This window comes from Bradyrhizobium sp. USDA 4516 (assembly GCF_054055915.1).
In genome coordinates this window covers 8195396-8210695 of sequence record NZ_JBSRXT010000001.1, presented here as the reverse complement: position 1 = coordinate 8210695, position 15300 = coordinate 8195396, and the positions used below count along the sequence as shown (strand labels likewise).

14 protein-coding genes are annotated in these 15300 nt (G+C 65.0%); 12 read left to right on the top strand and 2 right to left on the bottom strand.

The genetic code is table 11. From position 1 onward, the window contains the following. Positions 1-55 precede the first annotated feature (55 nt). On the bottom strand, positions 56-973 hold the full coding sequence (locus tag ACVI1L_RS38000; protein ID WP_456785173.1) for an alpha/beta hydrolase: 918 nt from the start codon (positions 971-973) through the stop codon (positions 56-58). Positions 974-1140: 167 nt separating this feature from the next. Between ACVI1L_RS38000 and ACVI1L_RS37995 the strand changes: the two genes are divergently transcribed. The 7 genes from ACVI1L_RS37995 (at position 1141) to ACVI1L_RS37965 (ending at position 10122) form a co-directional block, all read left to right on the top strand. Next, a complete protein-coding gene (locus tag ACVI1L_RS37995) occupies positions 1141-2433 on the top strand; it encodes an RluA family pseudouridine synthase (protein ID WP_141340981.1) in 1293 nt (430 codons plus the stop codon). 108 nt (positions 2434-2541) lie between these two features. Beyond that, positions 2542-3813: an amidohydrolase family protein gene (locus ACVI1L_RS37990; protein ID WP_456785172.1), complete on the top strand. Its 1272-nt coding sequence runs from the start codon at positions 2542-2544 to the stop codon at positions 3811-3813. Between the two features lie 31 nt (positions 3814-3844). Then, complete coding sequence (locus ACVI1L_RS37985) at positions 3845-4147, top strand: hypothetical protein (protein ID WP_057015495.1); 303 nt, start codon at positions 3845-3847, stop codon at positions 4145-4147. 783 nt (positions 4148-4930) lie between these two features. Next, positions 4931-5929 carry a glutaminase A gene (gene glsA / locus ACVI1L_RS37980; protein WP_456785171.1) on the top strand — a complete coding sequence of 333 codons (999 nt, stop codon included), beginning with the start codon at positions 4931-4933 and terminating at the stop codon, positions 5927-5929. 70 nt (positions 5930-5999) lie between these two features. Next, positions 6000-7652 (top strand): MFS transporter, encoded by a 1653-nt coding sequence (locus ACVI1L_RS37975; protein WP_456785170.1) that lies wholly within the window; start codon positions 6000-6002, stop codon positions 7650-7652. A 432-nt stretch (positions 7653-8084) separates the two neighbouring features. Beyond that, the gene (locus ACVI1L_RS37970) at positions 8085-8648 is read left to right on the top strand and encodes an HdeD family acid-resistance protein (protein ID WP_092090157.1); all 564 of its coding nucleotides are present in this window, start codon (positions 8085-8087) and stop codon (positions 8646-8648) included. 166 nt (positions 8649-8814) lie between these two features. Next, the gene (locus ACVI1L_RS37965; protein WP_456785660.1) at positions 8815-10122 is read left to right on the top strand and encodes an amidohydrolase family protein; all 1308 of its coding nucleotides are present in this window, start codon (positions 8815-8817) and stop codon (positions 10120-10122) included. A gap of 114 nt (positions 10123-10236) precedes the next feature. Here ACVI1L_RS37965 and ACVI1L_RS37960 read toward each other — a convergent pair whose 3' ends face one another. Continuing rightward, positions 10237-10692 carry a hypothetical protein gene (locus ACVI1L_RS37960; RefSeq protein ID WP_057015498.1) on the bottom strand — a complete coding sequence of 152 codons (456 nt, stop codon included), beginning with the start codon at positions 10690-10692 and terminating at the stop codon, positions 10237-10239. A 70-nt stretch (positions 10693-10762) separates the two neighbouring features. On the opposite strand from ACVI1L_RS37960, the gene ACVI1L_RS37955 reads away from it, so the two are divergent. From ACVI1L_RS37955 to ACVI1L_RS37935, 5 genes are all read left to right on the top strand, one after another. Further along, on the top strand, positions 10763-11548 hold the full coding sequence (locus ACVI1L_RS37955) for an ATP12 family chaperone protein (protein WP_057015499.1): 786 nt from the start codon (positions 10763-10765) through the stop codon (positions 11546-11548). 64 nt (positions 11549-11612) lie between these two features. Next, positions 11613-13196: a flagellar hook-length control protein FliK gene (gene fliK / locus ACVI1L_RS37950; RefSeq protein WP_456785169.1), complete on the top strand. Its 1584-nt coding sequence runs from the start codon at positions 11613-11615 to the stop codon at positions 13194-13196. Next, positions 13193-13456, top strand: a complete 264-nt coding sequence (locus tag ACVI1L_RS37945; RefSeq protein ID WP_028335488.1) for an EscU/YscU/HrcU family type III secretion system export apparatus switch protein — start codon at positions 13193-13195, stop codon at positions 13454-13456. The genes fliK and ACVI1L_RS37945 overlap by 4 nt, the downstream gene beginning before the upstream one ends. A 133-nt stretch (positions 13457-13589) precedes the next feature. Then, complete coding sequence (blaOXA, locus tag ACVI1L_RS37940) at positions 13590-14402, top strand: class D beta-lactamase (RefSeq protein ID WP_057015501.1); 813 nt, start codon at positions 13590-13592, stop codon at positions 14400-14402. Between the two features lie 80 nt (positions 14403-14482). Then, positions 14483-15139, top strand: a complete 657-nt coding sequence (locus ACVI1L_RS37935; protein ID WP_028335490.1) for a carboxymuconolactone decarboxylase family protein — start codon at positions 14483-14485, stop codon at positions 15137-15139. Positions 15140-15300 lie beyond the last annotated feature (161 nt).

The following is a 15300-nucleotide window of genomic DNA, read 5'->3' as shown; positions in this document are numbered from 1 at the left end:
GATATTTTGCCAGCGCCCGCTGCGACGGCCCATAACCTCATATTGCGCTGGCGCGTCACTTGACGCTCTTCACGAACTCCAAAATCTCGTCCGTCAGCCGCGTGTCCGGCGTGTTGATCGCATAGACCTCCGACATGTGGCTGTGCTGCGGCAGCATGAAGCTGCGGGCGCAGCCGCTCGGCCGCTTGCAACTGGCCTGCTTCATGAGCTCGAACTGCTCGACGAAGCGCGGCGGATCGAGCTCGGCCGCGGTGATCAGGAACGGGATCGGGCTCGCGACCAGCCCTTGCAGCGAGGAGCGTTCGGCATAGCGCGAGGGGTCGGAGCCGTAATAGGCGAGCTCGGCGTCGCCGGCCGGCGAGGCCGTCAGATCATAGATGCCCGACACCATGATCGCGCCGGCAAGTCCGCCGCCCTTCACCTTGTGGAATTCGCCATGGGAGACATAGCTCGCGACATGGATCGCGCCGGCCGATTGGCCCATCAGGAAGATGCGCCTCGGCTCGCCGCCGCGGGAGGCGATGTTTTCCGCAACCCACTGCACGATCGCACCCATGTCCTCCGGGCCTGCCGGCCACGGAAAGGCCGGCGCGAGGCGATAGGTGGCATTGACGCCAACGAAGCCGTTCTTGACCGCCCACAGCATGATGTTGTCGTAGAACGGGCTGCCGGGCGCGCGCTTGTTGCCCGCGACGAAGCCCCCGCCATGGATGTAGATCAGCACGGGTCGTGCGGGCGCCGCCGTCTCCGGCGTGAACATGTCGAGCAGATGCCGGTCGGCGGGGCCGTATTTGAGGTCGCGCTCGACCTTGACGCCCTGATAGGGCTCCTTCTGTTGCAGCGGCGCGTAGAGTGCAGCGGTCTTGGGCGGGTCGATGACGCGGCCGAGTTCCAGGAGCTTCCAGGCCAGATCTTCCGGCATCGCGGCTTCGGGCATCGGACTTTGCTGGGCGAGCGCAGGGTCCGTGAGCATCAGGGCCGCCGCCAAAGCCGATATCGTCAGTCTCATTCCAGGGCCCCCGTCGATTGCCGTATGCGGCCGAACATGGCCGATGTTGCACCGGATTCACACCGATTTCGCCGTGACGATTCGCGGCATTTGCGCTAGGCACAATGCAGGTCTGGAGCCGAAAAATCACCATGAGCCGCCGCATCAAGAGAACTACATCGCCGGGCGACCGCGCCAAAGGGCGCGACAAGGGCCGCGACCGGGACCGCGCCGGCGATCGCGGCAAGGATCGTGGTAAGGATCGTGGGAAGAGCGGATCGGCGCAGCGCACCCGCAAGCCGGACGATCGCAAGTTCGGTGAGCGCAAGTCTGGAGAGCGTCCGTTCGCGCATCGTGCGGCCGGAAAGCCGCCGCGCTTTGCCGAGTCGCGTCGCGACCGGCAGGAGCGGGCTGAGCCCGCCGCTACGAAGCCCGCGGCCGAGCAGCCGCTGCCGACCAAGGTGCAGACCGTCGTCGTCACCGCCGACGAGAACGGCATGCGCGTCGACCGTTTCCTCGAGGCACGCTTTCCCGGCCTGTCGTTCTCCCACATCCAGCGCATCGTCCGGAAGGGCGAACTCAGGGTCAACGGCAAGCGCGCCGATTCCAAGGACCGGCTGGAGGAGGGCCAGAGCGTGCGCATCCCGCCGCTGCGGCTCGACACGCCGAAGACATCAGGCACGCTCTCCGAGGCCGAGGCGAAGACGCTGCAGGCGCTGAAGGACATGACGCTGTACGAGGACGACGACGTGCTGGTGCTGAACAAGCCGGCCGGTCTCGCCGTGCAGGGCGGCTCCGGCATGACGCGCCATGTCGACCAGATGCTCGAGGTGATGCGCGACGCCAAGGGGCAGAAGCCGCGGCTGGTGCATCGGCTCGACCGGGAGACCTCCGGCTGCCTTCTGGTCGCCAAGACGCGTTTCGCTGCCACGCACCTCACCGGCGCATTCCGCCATCGCTCCGCGCGCAAGATCTACTGGGCATTGGTCGCCGGCGTGCCGAAGCCGAAGCAGGGCCGCATCTCGACCTATCTCGCCAAGGAGGAGAGCGAGGAGGACAGCATCATGCGGATCGCGGAGCATGGTGACGAGGGCGCGAGCCACGCCGTGACCTATTATGCCGTGGTCGAGACCTCGGCGACCAAGCTCGCCTGGGTCTCGCTCAAGCCGGTGACCGGCCGCACCCATCAATTGCGCGCCCACATGGCGCATATCGATCACGCGATCGTCGGTGATCCCAAATATTTCAACAAGGAGAACTGGCAGCTGCCCGGCGGCCTGCAGAACCGGCTGCATCTGCTCGCCCGCCGCATCGTGATTCCGCACCCGAGGGGCGGCGTGATCGATGCCACCGCGCCGCTGCCGCCGCACATGCTGCAATCCTGGAATCTGCTCGGGCTCGAGGCCGACCGCTTCGACCCGATCGAGAACGCGCCCGAGGAGTGACGGTCGGGCGCCGATATCCGGCGCGGACAGCAACAACGATCAAACGGCTCCGCGCTTTGCGGCTATCTTCGCGCGCCGGTTTTTGCCGGCCTGCAACGGAGACTCTCCATGATCGGCACCTGGCTGCGCGTCATGCTTTTCCTGATCAGCTCAGCTGTCGCCGCGGTGACGGCACAGGCCGAGACCATCGTGCTCCGCGGCGGCACGCTCTACGCATCGGCCGATGCGCAAGCGCTGCCGGATGCGGTGATCGTGATGACCGACGGCCTCATCAGCGCGGTCGGCAAGTCCGGCGACATCCAGGTGCCGCCGGATGCCCGCGTGATCGATTGCAGCGGCAAGACCATCGTCGCCGGCTTCTGGAACAGCCATGTCCATTTCACGCAGAAAGTCTGGCGCAACGCCGGCGCAGCGCCGGCCGCGGCGCTGACGCAGCACATGCAGGAGATGCTGACGCGCTGGGGTTTTACCACGGTCTGGGATCTCGGCTCCGATCCGAGCGACACCTTGCCGCTGCGCAAGCGCATCGTCGCGGGCGAAGTCGCCGGCCCCAACATCCTGCTCGCCGGCAACATCTTCCCGAAGGGCGGGCACCCCGTCTACATCCCTCGCGAAGTGCAGCTTCCTGAAGTCGCAACGCCGGAGGAGGCAACGAAATGGGCACGCGACTGGCTCGGCATGGGTGAGGACGGCATCAAGCTGTTCACCGGCGCCTTCATGGGGGACAAGCCCGTCGTCAACATGGACCCTGCAATCGCCAAAGCGGCTGTCGACGTCGCGCATGCGCAGGGCAGGCCGGTGTTCGCACATCCGCAGAACAAGGTCGGCGTCGAGACGGTGATCGAGTCCGGCGCCGACGTGCTCGCGCACACCACACCCGGCGAACCCGGCTACACCGCGGATCAGCTGGCGCGGTTCAAGGCACAGGGGACTGCGCTCGTTCCCACGCTGTCGCTGTTCACCACCGTGGTGCTCGATCCGAACGTCACCAACCGCCTGGTGGCCTCGACCGTCAACCAGCTCAAGCAGTTTTCGGAGAATGGCGGCACGGTGCTGTTCGGCACCGATGTCGGTTTCACCACGCTGTACGACACCACGCAGGAATTTCAGCTGATGCACCGCGTGTTGTCGGAGCGGCAGGTGCTGGCCACGCTGACGACCAATCCGGCGCGGTTCTTCAAGGCCGCGAAGAAGGGACGGGTGGAGCAGGGCTTCGACGCCGATCTCGTGGTGCTCGACGGTGATCCGCTCGGCGACGTCGGCAATCTTGCGAAAGTGAGCAGCACGATCCGTGCCGGTCACGTGATCTACCAGAAACCGCGACGAGGGCGGGGAACTCGCATCTCGGGGACAGTATTGACGCTTGGTGCGTTCACTTGAACCGTTGCTGCCGCGTCACGACATATAGGCTATGAAGCGATCCCTGATTGTTGCCGGCATTCTGCTCTGGGCCATGGGCGCGGCAAGCGCGCAAATCCTTGCGCCCGGCCGCTCGACGTGGGATCCGCCGGTCCCCCAACCCCCGCCGCCGCCGCGGATCGAGGTGCCCGCCATCCCCAGGATGGACGCGCCGACGCAGCCGAGCCTGCGTTCGCGGCCGCGCAGCTCGTTCGGCGACCGCGTCAGCCGGTGCCTCGACGAGGCCGCCGCCGCCGGCCTGAACCAGGCCGAGCGTGCCGCCTATTCGCGATCCTGCGCCAACCACCGGGATTAGGGCAGGGCGTGGTCTGCTAGACAAGCCTTGCTGACGCATGGACGGAATTGTCGTCGCGCCGGCGCGAGTACGAACAGGCAAGCGGCATAGGCCGGCGGAGCCGCGGCGATCCGGTTCAAGGCTGTCGACCGTGCGAATCTGTCTGGCTATCCAAACGGACCGCTTTGATTTCGTCTCATGATCTTGAGCGTGAGCAGGGCCGCCCCGAGCACGAGAAGCAAGACACCGACGACAGTTGTGCTTGTCGATTCGAATGTCACACCGACTGCTGTCAGCAAGCAGCCTACAACGATAGCAATAAGCCCACCAAGCTTCTTTACCAACAGAAGCTGTCCGTCGCTTGCGCGCGCCACCATGATCAACCTCACTCTGTAAGTGATGCGGTCATTCCACCGTCGCCGCGGGCCGGTGTTGCTTGGACAAGCGGCGGGCTCACATCCGCACACGATGATCGTACTCTCGCGTGCCAATGATGGAAATCGCTCGTTGCTGCCATGATGACTTCTCTTTTGATTCAATTGCGCCGCGGGCGATTGGACAATCTTGCTTACCTAGCCGCGCCGAAACGTCGCATGACTATATCGAATGTGCATCGCGCAACGGCGCTGCGATTCCGCGATACGCAATGCGTTCAGCGCATTTGTCGTAAAGTGTTCTGGACCAACGCAAGCATTGCAAAGGCTGTGGGAGTGGATCGTTGACTCCGTGTTTTTTTGGGCGCCTACTTCTGGTTGCCGACTAGAAGACCTGAAGCAATAAGGTCGAAATCCGGAAGGACAGCCAATGCGGCCGCCTTCGATCGCGGAACAAGCGGAGCGGCCCTACATCTCGACCGGGCACTTGCCCGAACCCGAGATGGTGCAGGAGCTCGTGTCTCAAGCGCATCAGCGCTTCAAGTCGAACAGCGAAGGGACCAATTCGCAGGTTTATCCGGCCCTGGCCAGAGTGCCGAGTGAACTGTTCGGCGTCTGTGTGGCCGGTACCAGCGGGCGTGTCTACGGCGCGGGCGATATCGAATACGAATTCTCGATCATGAGTGTATCGAAGCCATTCGTATTCGCATTGGTGTGCGAGGCCATCGGCCCTGAAGAGGCTCGTGCAAAACTGGGCGCGAACGCGACCGGGCTGCCGTTCAATTCACTGGCGGCGATCGAGCATGGAGCCGGGCGCACCAACCCCATGGTGAACGCAGGCGCGATCGCGACCACAAGCCTTGTGCCGGGCTCGAGCGCTGACGAGCAATGGCGGTTCATCCATGACGGTCTCTCGCGCTTCGCGGGCCGCAAGCTTTCGCTCAACGAGGAAGTCTACGCATCGGCATCCAAGACCAATTTTCGCAATCGAAGCATCGCGCGGTTGCTGGAGAGCTACGACCGGATCTATTGCGACGCCAGGCAGGCGACCGATCTCTACACCCGGCAGTGTTCGCTGAATGTGAGCGCCAGGGATCTCGCCGTGATGGGTGCGACGCTGGCCGATGGTGGCGTGAATCCGGTGACCCGGCAGCGGGTGGTCGATGCGGCCGTGTGCCACTATGCATTGGCCGTCATGGTCACTGCCGGACTGTACGAGACGTCGGGCGACTGGCTGTACGATATCGGTCTGCCCGGCAAAAGCGGCATTGGTGGAGGCATCGTCGCGGTGTCTCCGGGAAAGGGTGGTTTCGGCACTTTCGGGTCGCCACTGGATGCGGCCGGCAACAGCGTGCGAGGGCAGCTCGCCGCGAAGTTCCTGTCGCAAAGACTGGGCATGGATCTGTTCGTGTCCCAACCGGACGAGTGAACAAGAGGCACTGAAGATCGGTCGAGCTGTGGCCCGATCGATCGCAACGTCGGGCAGGTTGGAGGACGCGATGGCAACGCAAGCAATCTCGATCGGCGACATTCATCAGGAAGAGCGCGCATCATGGGTACCCATGGTCGCGATTGCGTTCGGCCAGATGATCATGTCGTTCAACGTCGCGTCGTTGCCGGTTGCGATGGGGGGAATGGTGGCAAGCTTCGGTGTACCGCCCACCACCGTCGCGACCGGAATTGTGGCTTACTCGATGCTTGTCGCCGGGTTCGTGATGCTTGGCGCCAAGCTCGCCCAAAGGTTCGGGGCGGTGCAGGTATTTCGCGCTGCCGTCGTGCTTTTCCTGATCGCGCAGATCGCGATGACGTTCAGCCCCACGGCCTCCGTCATGATTTCCGCGCAGGCGCTTTGCGGCGCGGCGGGCGCGGTGATCGTGCCCTCGCTCGTCGCGCTGATTGCCGAGAATTATGCCGGACGCCAGCAGGCGACGGCCCTTGGCGCGTTGGGCTCGGCGCGAGCTGCCGCCGGCGTGCTGGCATTCGTCGTCGGCGGGTTGCTCGGCACCTATATCGGCTGGCGCCCGGCGTTTGGAATTCTCATCGTTGCCTCGGCAATCGCTTTCGCTCTGAGTTTCCGCCTGCGGCCGGACCACGGTCGCGCGGATGTCCAGATCGACCTGATCGGGGTCGCTCTTGCCGCGAGCGCGATCATCTTCATCAGCTTCGGATTCAATAATCTGAACAGTTGGGGCGTGATCCTGGCGACGCCTAACGCGCCGTTCGACTTGCTGGGCGTGTCGCCGGCACCGGTCCTGATCGTGCTTGGCATAGTGCTCGGGCAGGCATTCCTGATTTGGACGCATCGCCAGCAGGCCGCGGGGAGGACGCCTTTGCTGGCGTTGGAGGTGATCGATTCACCGGAGGAGAGGTGCGCCGTCTACGCGCTGTTCGCGGTCGTGGCGCTCGAGGCTGCGCTGAACTTCACGGTGCCGCTCTACATCCAGATCGTGCAGGGACGTTCGCCAATTGCGACGGCGATCGCGATGATGCCCTTCAATCTGACCGTTTTCCTCTCGGCGATGATGATCGTCAATCTCTACGAAAAACTGACGCCTCGCCAGATCGGACGCTTCGGCTTTGGCCTCTGCACCGTCGCGTTGTTGTGGCTCGCCTTCGTCGTGCGCAACGACTGGAGCGAGATTCCCGTTCTGCTTGGCCTCGTGCTGTTCGGCATCGGCCAGGGCTCGCTGGTGACACTGCTGTTCAACGTTCTGGTCACGGCCTCACCCAAGGCATTGGCGGGGGATGTCGGGTCCTTGCGCGGAACCACGCAGAATCTGGCGGCTGCCGTCGGCACCGCGGTGGCCGGAGCTCTTCTGGTCGGTCTTTTGAGCACGATCGCGCTCGGCAGGATCGCGGCCAGTCCGGTGCTGACCAAGGAGCTTCAGAGCCAGGTTGATCTCGGCAACATCACTTTCGTCAGCAATGATCGGCTGCGCAGCGTACTCGAAGGCACGAGCGGTACGCCACAGCAGGTCGAGGAAGCCGTCCTGGTCAACACCGAAGCGCGCCTGCGCGCTTTGAAGATCGGGTTGCTGATCATGGCCGGCCTCGCACTGCTTGCGGTCATTCCCGCGGGACGGCTGCCGAATTATCGGCCAGGCGAAATACCGGACGACGGAGCGACCGGCGAGCGCGAGCGATCGACCTGATCGGATGTCGGGCGCCTCGGGGCAAGAAGGTCTCTGCAATAACGAGGTGCCAGATATGGATGAACTCGACCGTCGCATCGTGCTCCGGAGAATGCTTGGCGGCGTCGCAGCCGCTGGTCTCGGAACAGGCTTGCTGACGCAGGTGGCCAGGGCGCTGCCACTGCCCCCGAAGATGCCCTCGTGGCGAAGACGGATGATCCGGAGCGGCCGCTTCATATGGTCGTCGCCCGGCCATCACCGCGCCCGCGTCCTCCGCCACCGCGCCGCCGCTGGCATCGCCGGCGCCGCTGGACCTGTTGGTGGCACAGAGGTCGCCGCCGCTGTGGATGGCGCTGGTGAGAGCAGGCACAAGCTCCGGCGGCGCGAGTGGCGCGGTTGCGCGGCCTGGAATGCGCGACCGTGCCATGGCTGCTTGGGATCAAGGAGGACGACATGGCTACCTATGAGAACAGTTCCACGATGCTCCGCGGGCTACCTGGCCCGCCTTTATGGGTCTGCGTTCTGCTGGGCCTCGTCATGATCGCCGCGGGCCTTCTGGTGCTGGGAGATGTCGTGCTTTTCACCGTGATCAGCGCCATCTTTATCGGCTGGACGGCCATCGTTGCCGGCGGGTTCGAAATCCTGCACGCCTTCTGGACTAAGGGCTGGGGTGGATTCGTGTGGCAGCTTGTGCTGGGGGTGCTCTACCTTGCCTGCGGAATCGTTCTGCTTAGCCAACCGGTGGCGAGCGCGCTGCTCCTGACCTATGCCCTCGGTCTCATGCTTTTGGTCTCCGGGATTGTGCGCATGCTGGTCGGTATCGGCCATTGGCAGCAGTCCGGCTGGATCATGCTCGCATCCGGGCTGTTTGGCGTTCTGGCCGGCCTCGTCATTCTGACGGGATTTCCGGCGACCGGACTGTGGGTGCTCGGGCTGCTGCTGGGGATCGATCTGCTGTCTCATGGCATCGGATGGCTGAGTTACGCTTTACAGCCTGCCGCCAGAGCGGCTCAATAAGCCGTCGATCCTCCAGGGAGCAGCAGAACTCTCATTAATCGTCTGAAATCAAGTCGGCTCCTCGCGAGATCAATGACGGTCTCGCGCGATGCGCCATCGGCGGAGAGTGGACATGTCAGGTTTGAGGAAGGGCGTGAGAGTTTCGGCGCTGGTTGCGTCGATTGTGATGAGCCTCATCGCCTTGCTGCCAGCGCAAGCTCAGCAGGATGGCGACGTGCTGTTTCAGAACGTGCGAATTTTCGATGGCAGGAATGGCGCGCTGTCCGGGCCGTCCAATGTGCTGATCCGGAACAACAAGATCGAGAAAATTTCGACTGGGCCGATCGCGGCCGACGCTCAGGTGATTGCCGGCGACGGACGGGTGCTGATGCCCGGGCTGATCGACGCGCACTGGCATGCATTGCTGGTACGCCCGACGCCGGCGGCCGTGATGGCCAGCGACATCGGTTACATCAATCTTCTTGCGGCCGCCGAGGCAACGGCCACCCTCATGCGTGGCTTCACCACCATTCGCGACATGGGCGGCCCGGCCTTTTCCCTCAAGCGCGCGATCGACGAAGGTCTCGTCGTCGGTCCTCGCATCTACCCATCCGGTGCCATGATCACCATCACCGGCGGCCATGGCGACTTCCGGCCGCTGTCCGATCTGCCCAGAACAATCGGCGGCATGCTCAGCCGCATGGAGAGGATAGGCGGCGCCATGGTCGCGGACAGCCCGGATGAAGTTCGCGTGCGCGCGCGCGAGCAGCTCATGCAAGGGGCTACGCAGGTCAAGCTCACGGCGGGCGGTGGGGTGGCGTCGCCGTTCAGCCCGCTCGATGTGTCCACGTTCACTGAACAGGAGTTGCGCGCCGCGGTCGAGGCTGCGGAGAACTGGGGTACTTATGCCGTCGTACACGCCTACACGCCGGTCGCGATCCAGCGATCGATCGCAGCGGGGGTCAAGTGTATCGAGCATGGTCATTTGATCGACGACGCGTCGGCCCGCCTGATGGCCGAGAAGGGAATTTGGCTGAGCACCCAGCCCTTCCTCGATATGTCGGGCGCCAGCGCCCTTGGACCTGCGGAGCAGGACAAGATGCGGCAGGTTGTTGCCGGCACCGACAGGGTCTACGGCTTTGCGAAGAAGTACAAGTTGAAGACGGCATTCGGTACCGACGTCTTGTTCTCGAAAGCACTCGCCGACCGGCAAGGCGCCATGCTGACGACCCTCACGCGATGGTACACGCCGGCTGAAGCGCTCATCATGGCGACATCGACGAATGCCGAATTGCTCAGTCTGTCCGGGCTTCGAAATCCATATCCAGGCATGCTGGGCGTGGTGGAGGAAGGCGCGTTGGCCGACCTTCTGCTGGTCGATGGCAATCCAATCGACAACATCAAGCTGATAGAGGATCCGGCGAAGAATTTCCTGGTCATCATGAAAGATGGGAAGGTCTACAAGAATCTTCTTGGTGGTGACCGGAACAGGTAGGCGGACATAGTCACAAGGCGGGCCAAGCGGCAGCGTCAAAGCATCGGCTTGTAGCCGATATGGCTGCCGACGTGGCCGGTGGAGCAGCGATCGCCGGAAGGGCAAGGGCAGCTACTACCGCCGAAACTGCGTCAGAAACGTCCGCAAGGAATCGTGCGGGCTCTCGACATCCGAAATCACCCAGCCGTCGGGACCATTGACGACGATGAAGTTGAGCGTGACGGCGCGGCCTTCATTGTCGAATGTCACCGTCACGTCGGCCTTGTCGAACTGCCGGCGCGGGATTGCGATCGAGATCGGGCCGAGCCGCCAGGTCGGGCTCTGCACCAGAAAATCGTAGGGCGCATCGTGCAGCGCGGTCCAGGCACCGCGCAGGGTGGGATCGAAGAATCGGCGAGCCGTTTCCTCGTCGCGCGGCAGGCCGTTGGAATATTCGGCGCTGCCTCGCCCATAATGGGCGTAGACGTTGCGGATCAGGGATTCCGGCGAACGGAACCCGGCACAGGCTGTGGCGGAGGCGAAAACCACCGCAACCAGCGAAAAACCCGCAAGGAATTTGCCGCGTCCCATCAGCTTTATTTGCCGTTGCCCCTGACATATCTTGCAGGGAAATCCCTATGAACGAAAGCTACCCGGCGCGATGCGCGAACTTTTCGACGATGTCCCAGAACAATCTCCGTTCGATCCGCAGGAGGCGGTGCGGCGCCACATCCGCACGCCCCAGCGCAAGCGGTTCTACACCAGCGCCGGCGTCGCCGAGGCCGATGGCGGATTTTCGATCACGCTCGACGGCAAGCCGATCCGCACGCCGTCCGGCAAGCCGATCGCGGTGCCGACGCGGGCCATTGCGGACACGGTGGCGGCGGAATGGAATGCGCAGCGCGAGACCATCGATCCCATGACCATGCCGCTGACGCGGCTTGCCAACAGCGTGATCGAGGGGGTGATCGATCGCATCGACGAGGTCGCCGACGATGCGGCCAAGTTCCTCGGCAGCGACCTCTTGTTCTACCGGGCCGGCCATCCAGAGACGCTGGTGGCGCGCGAGGCCCAGCACTGGGATCCGATCCTGTTCTGGGCCGCCGACGCGCTCGGCGCCCATTTCGTGATGGCCGAGGGGGTGATGCATGTCGGCCAGCCCGAGCCTGCGATCAAGGCGGCGCGGGCGGCGTTCCCGACCGACCCATGGTCGGTCGCGGCGCTCCATGTGGTGACGACGCTGACCGGCTCGGCGCTGCTGGCGCTGGCGCTCGCCCATGGCGTCCGCGACGAGGACCAGGTCTGGGCCGCCGCCCATGTCGACGAGGACTGGAACATCGAGAAATGGGGCGTCGACGAGGAGGTCGCCGTCCGCCGCGCCGCCCGCCAGCTCGATTTCAAGGCCGCCGCCGGCGTGCTCAGGGAGCTCAAGCCGGCTGCCGGTTAACGAGGGGTTTACGGCGCCGGGCTAGCCTGCGGCACGTTCCTCGCCCTTGGCCGAGATTTCCGACATGGCACTCGCCATCAATCCCGTGTTGCCGGTGCTCGCCTCGAAGGAGGCGGACAGCGTCGCGCCGGACCTCACGCTTGAGGCCGGCAGCGTCGTCAATGCGCAGGTGCTGAAAGTGCTGTCCGCCGATCTGGTGCGGATCGCGATCGCGAGCCTGTCGATCGACGTCCAGACCGAGGTGCCGCTGCGGCAGGGCCAGAACCTGCAGCTCGCAGTGTCGCAGACCAATGACGGCATCCGCCTGCAGCTGGTCGGGCCGGGGCCGGACACCGGCGATGCCGTACGGCTGTCGCCGGCAGCGGCCAACGCCACCGATGCCGCCCAGCCGGTCGCCACGGCACCGAAGGCTGTATTGACGCCGCTGGAGCGCGTCACCATCACCGCGACGGCGCAGACCGCGGCGGCGGTGCAGGGAAGCCAGGCGCCGCTGTTCGCCAATCTCGCCGCGGTCGCCTCGGCCAATCTGCCGCCGAAGCTGCAGGCCGCGATCGCGCAGGTGCTGGCGCAGCAGACCGGTCTCGACGAGAATTTGAGCGGCGATGCGGTCAAGACCGGCTTGCAGAAATCCGGCCTGCTGTTCGAGGCGACGGTGGCGGCGGGCATTGCGCCCGCGAGCGGCAGCGCGCCCGATCTAAAGGCCGCTCTGATCGTGCTGCGCCAGGCGCTGACCTCGCTTGGTACCGCTGATGCCGGCAGGCCCGCGTCCGCCACACCGCTCCAGCAACCGGCGCAGGCCAGCGCCGCGACGGCGCCGAGCCTCATGCCATCCGGCACGCCAGACCTCGACGTTCAGGAGATCTTGCTGCCGCAGGCCCGCCTGCCGGTCGCCGAGGATGTCACCCGCGGCACCACAGGGTTCGCAGGGGCGCTCGCGGATGCGCTCGATGCCGGCCCGTCCTCCGGCGGCGCGCTCAATCTCATTCAGCAAGCGCTGCACGAACTCGGCAACCCCGCACGGCAAGGCGCCGCGCCGAGGGAGATGCTGCCGGGCGAGGTGCCGGTACGCGGCAACACACCGCCACCGCCGTTTCACGGTGCGCTGCCGTCGGCGCAGGCCGTCGCCGAGCCGTCGATCGCCCCAAACACGCCACTCGCGACCGCCGCGCATCGCCTGCTGGAAAACACCGACGCCGCGCTGGCGCGGCAGACGCTGCTGCAGGTCGCCTCGCTGCCGGACCGCGGCGACGCTACGCGGCCGCAGCTCGACGCCATGCTGCCGCGCTGGAATTTCGAGATCCCGTTCCTGACCCCGCAGGGCACGGCGATGGCGCAGTTCGAGATTTCCCGCGACGGCGGCTGCAATGAGGTCGAAGCCGCCAAGCGGGTGTGGCGCGCGCGCTTCACGCTCGATGTCGAGCCGGCCGGCCCGGTGCACGCGCTGGTGTCGCTGAACGGCGAGCGCACCTCGGTGCGGATGTGGGCCGAGCGTCCCTCGACCGCCGCGCAACTGCGCGCCGGCGCTTCCGAGCTGAGCCGGGCGCTGACCAGGGCCGAGCTCACGCCCGGCGACATCGAGATCCGCGACGGCAGCCCGCCGCAACCCGCACCCGCCCGCGCCGGCCATTTCCTGGACCGCGCATCATGAGCGAGGCCAACAACCAGCTCGCGGTCGCGCTGCATTACGACCACGCCGGTGCGCCGCGCGTGGTGGCAAAAGGCAAGGGCGCAATCGGCGCCAAGATCATCGAGGTCGCCAAGGCCAACGACATCCCGATCGAGGAGAACGAGGTGTTGGCCGGCGCGCTCTCCAATGTCGAGCTCGGCGACGAGATTCCGGCCGAGCTCTACAAGGCCGTCGCCGAGGTGCTGGTGTTCGTGCTGCGGATGTCGGGCCGGGCGCGCTAGCGGGCGCGTTTTCGAGCGAAGCGGGCACCGGTTCGCGTGAAGAAAACGCGACAGACAAGTGAGTTCTCTTGCCATCCTTTCACCACGATGGCATCCACCATCGTCGTCAATGCGAACCTGCCCAGGACTTGTCGTGATCCATCGCCGCCATGCGCTCGGTCTGCTTGCTGCCGCTACGATCCTGCCGTCGCGCAGCTTCGCCAATGTGTCCTACCAGCGCAGCGAGTTTCGCGAGGAGCTGCAAAAGCGGTTCTTCGAGCTCGGCACCGAGGGCACCTTCGTCGGCTACAAGGTCGAGGACTATCTGATCATCGCCAGCGACAAGGTCCGCTCGGGCGAGGGCAGGCTGCCGGCCTCGACCTTCAAGATCCCGAACGCGCTGATCGCGCTCGAGACGGGGGTGGTGCAGGACCCCGACAAGGACGTCTTCAAGTGGGACGGCACAACCCGCAGCATCGAGGCCTGGAACAAGGATCACACGCTGCGCTCCGCGCTCGCGGTGTCGGCCTTTCCGGTGTTCCAGGAGATCGCCCGCCGCATCGGCGAGGAGCGGATGAAGAAATATCTCGAGATCATCGACTACGGCAACCGCGACATCGGCGGCGGCATCGACCAGTTCTGGGTGACCGGCAATTTGCGGATCGATCCAGTGCAGCAGATCGATTTCCTCGACCGGCTGCGCCGCGGCGTGCTGCCGGTCGACAAGCGCAGCCAGCAGCTGGTGTGCGACATTCTCCCGGTGACGAAAGTCGGCGACGCCGTCATTCGCGCCAAGACCGGCCTCACCGACAAGGAGCACGGCTCGCTCGGCTGGCTGGTCGGCTGGGCCGAGAAGGGCACCGACATCACGGTGTTCGCGATGAACATGGACTGCAAGACGCAGGCGCAGACCGATGCGCGGATGAGCGTCACGCAGCAATGCCTCACCGATATCGTCGCGCTGTGATGACCTGATCTGCGTGTTCATCGCTGGCTGGCGCTACGTAGCTCGACTAGCATCCTCCGATAAAATCAAGCGGAGGAATCATGCATTCAGCAACAGTCTGGCTCTCGTCGCTCACGCTGGCCGCGGCCGGCGGCTGGCTCGCGGCGACGGTGTTCTCGGTGCCGGCCACCAGCAAGGAGCCGCGCTTCCCGCAGCTCACGATGGAGCAGCTCAGCGACCTGCAAAAACCGCTCGGCGAGCAGATCATGAAGGTGTCGAGCGTCGGCATCGGCGGTCCCTACAATCCGATGATCCGGAGCCCGGTGCTCGGCCAGCGGCTCTACGATCTGTTCTATTATCTGCGCTGGCAGACCTCGGTGCCGACACGGCTGAACGAGTTCGCGATCCTGATCATCGGCCGGCAGTGGCGCTCGCAGGTCGAGTGGTTCGCGCACGCGCCGCTCGCCGCCAAGGCCGGCCTGCCACCCGACGTCATCGCGGAGCTCAAGGCCGGCAACCGGCCGTCGAAGATGGCCGACGACGAGGCGGTCGTGTACGACTTCGTCACCGAGCTGACCACGACCAAGAAGGTCTCCGACGAGACCTATGCGCGGGCCAAGAAGATTTTCAACGATCAGCAGATCGTCGACCTCACCGCGGTCGCCGGCAATTACGTGATGGTGGCGATGATCCTGGCGATGGCGGAGGAGACCGTGCCGCCTGGCAAGGAGGAGCCGTTCAAGGTTGGTGAGAAGTAGGGGCGGCGCGGACTCCGTTCACCTCGCCCCGCGTGCGGGGAGAGGTCGGAACGCATCGCAGATGCGTTCCGGGTGAGGGGACTCTCCTCAGGCACAGCTATCACCGTGCAAGAGGAAGCAGCCCCTCACCCCAACCCTCTCCCCGTAAGAACGGGAGAGGG

Bases quoted from the DNA above. Each gene is read 5' to 3' on its own strand.
- ACVI1L_RS38000 (WP_456785173.1), bottom strand. From the start codon at position 973: ATGCTCACGGACCCTGCGCTCGCCCAGCAAAGTCCGATGCCCGAAGCC.
- ACVI1L_RS37945 (WP_028335488.1), top strand. From the start codon at position 13,193: ATGAGCGAGGCCAACAACCAGCTCGCGGTCGCGCTGCATTACGACCAC.
- fliK (WP_456785169.1), top strand. From the start codon at position 11,613: ATGGCACTCGCCATCAATCCCGTGTTGCCGGTGCTCGCCTCGAAGGAG.
- glsA (WP_456785171.1), top strand. From the start codon at position 4,931: ATGCGGCCGCCTTCGATCGCGGAACAAGCGGAGCGGCCCTACATCTCG.
- ACVI1L_RS37965 (WP_456785660.1), top strand. From the start codon at position 8,815: ATGAGCCTCATCGCCTTGCTGCCAGCGCAAGCTCAGCAGGATGGCGAC.
- ACVI1L_RS37995 (WP_141340981.1), top strand. From the start codon at position 1,141: ATGAGCCGCCGCATCAAGAGAACTACATCGCCGGGCGACCGCGCCAAA.
- ACVI1L_RS37935 (WP_028335490.1), top strand. From the start codon at position 14,483: ATGCATTCAGCAACAGTCTGGCTCTCGTCGCTCACGCTGGCCGCGGCC.
- ACVI1L_RS37985 (WP_057015495.1), top strand. From the start codon at position 3,845: ATGAAGCGATCCCTGATTGTTGCCGGCATTCTGCTCTGGGCCATGGGC.
- ACVI1L_RS37960 (WP_057015498.1), bottom strand. From the start codon at position 10,692: ATGGGACGCGGCAAATTCCTTGCGGGTTTTTCGCTGGTTGCGGTGGTT.
- ACVI1L_RS37975 (WP_456785170.1), top strand. From the start codon at position 6,000: ATGGCAACGCAAGCAATCTCGATCGGCGACATTCATCAGGAAGAGCGC.
- ACVI1L_RS37990 (WP_456785172.1), top strand. From the start codon at position 2,542: ATGATCGGCACCTGGCTGCGCGTCATGCTTTTCCTGATCAGCTCAGCT.
- ACVI1L_RS37955 (WP_057015499.1), top strand. From the start codon at position 10,763: ATGCGCGAACTTTTCGACGATGTCCCAGAACAATCTCCGTTCGATCCG.
- ACVI1L_RS37970 (WP_092090157.1), top strand. From the start codon at position 8,085: ATGGCTACCTATGAGAACAGTTCCACGATGCTCCGCGGGCTACCTGGC.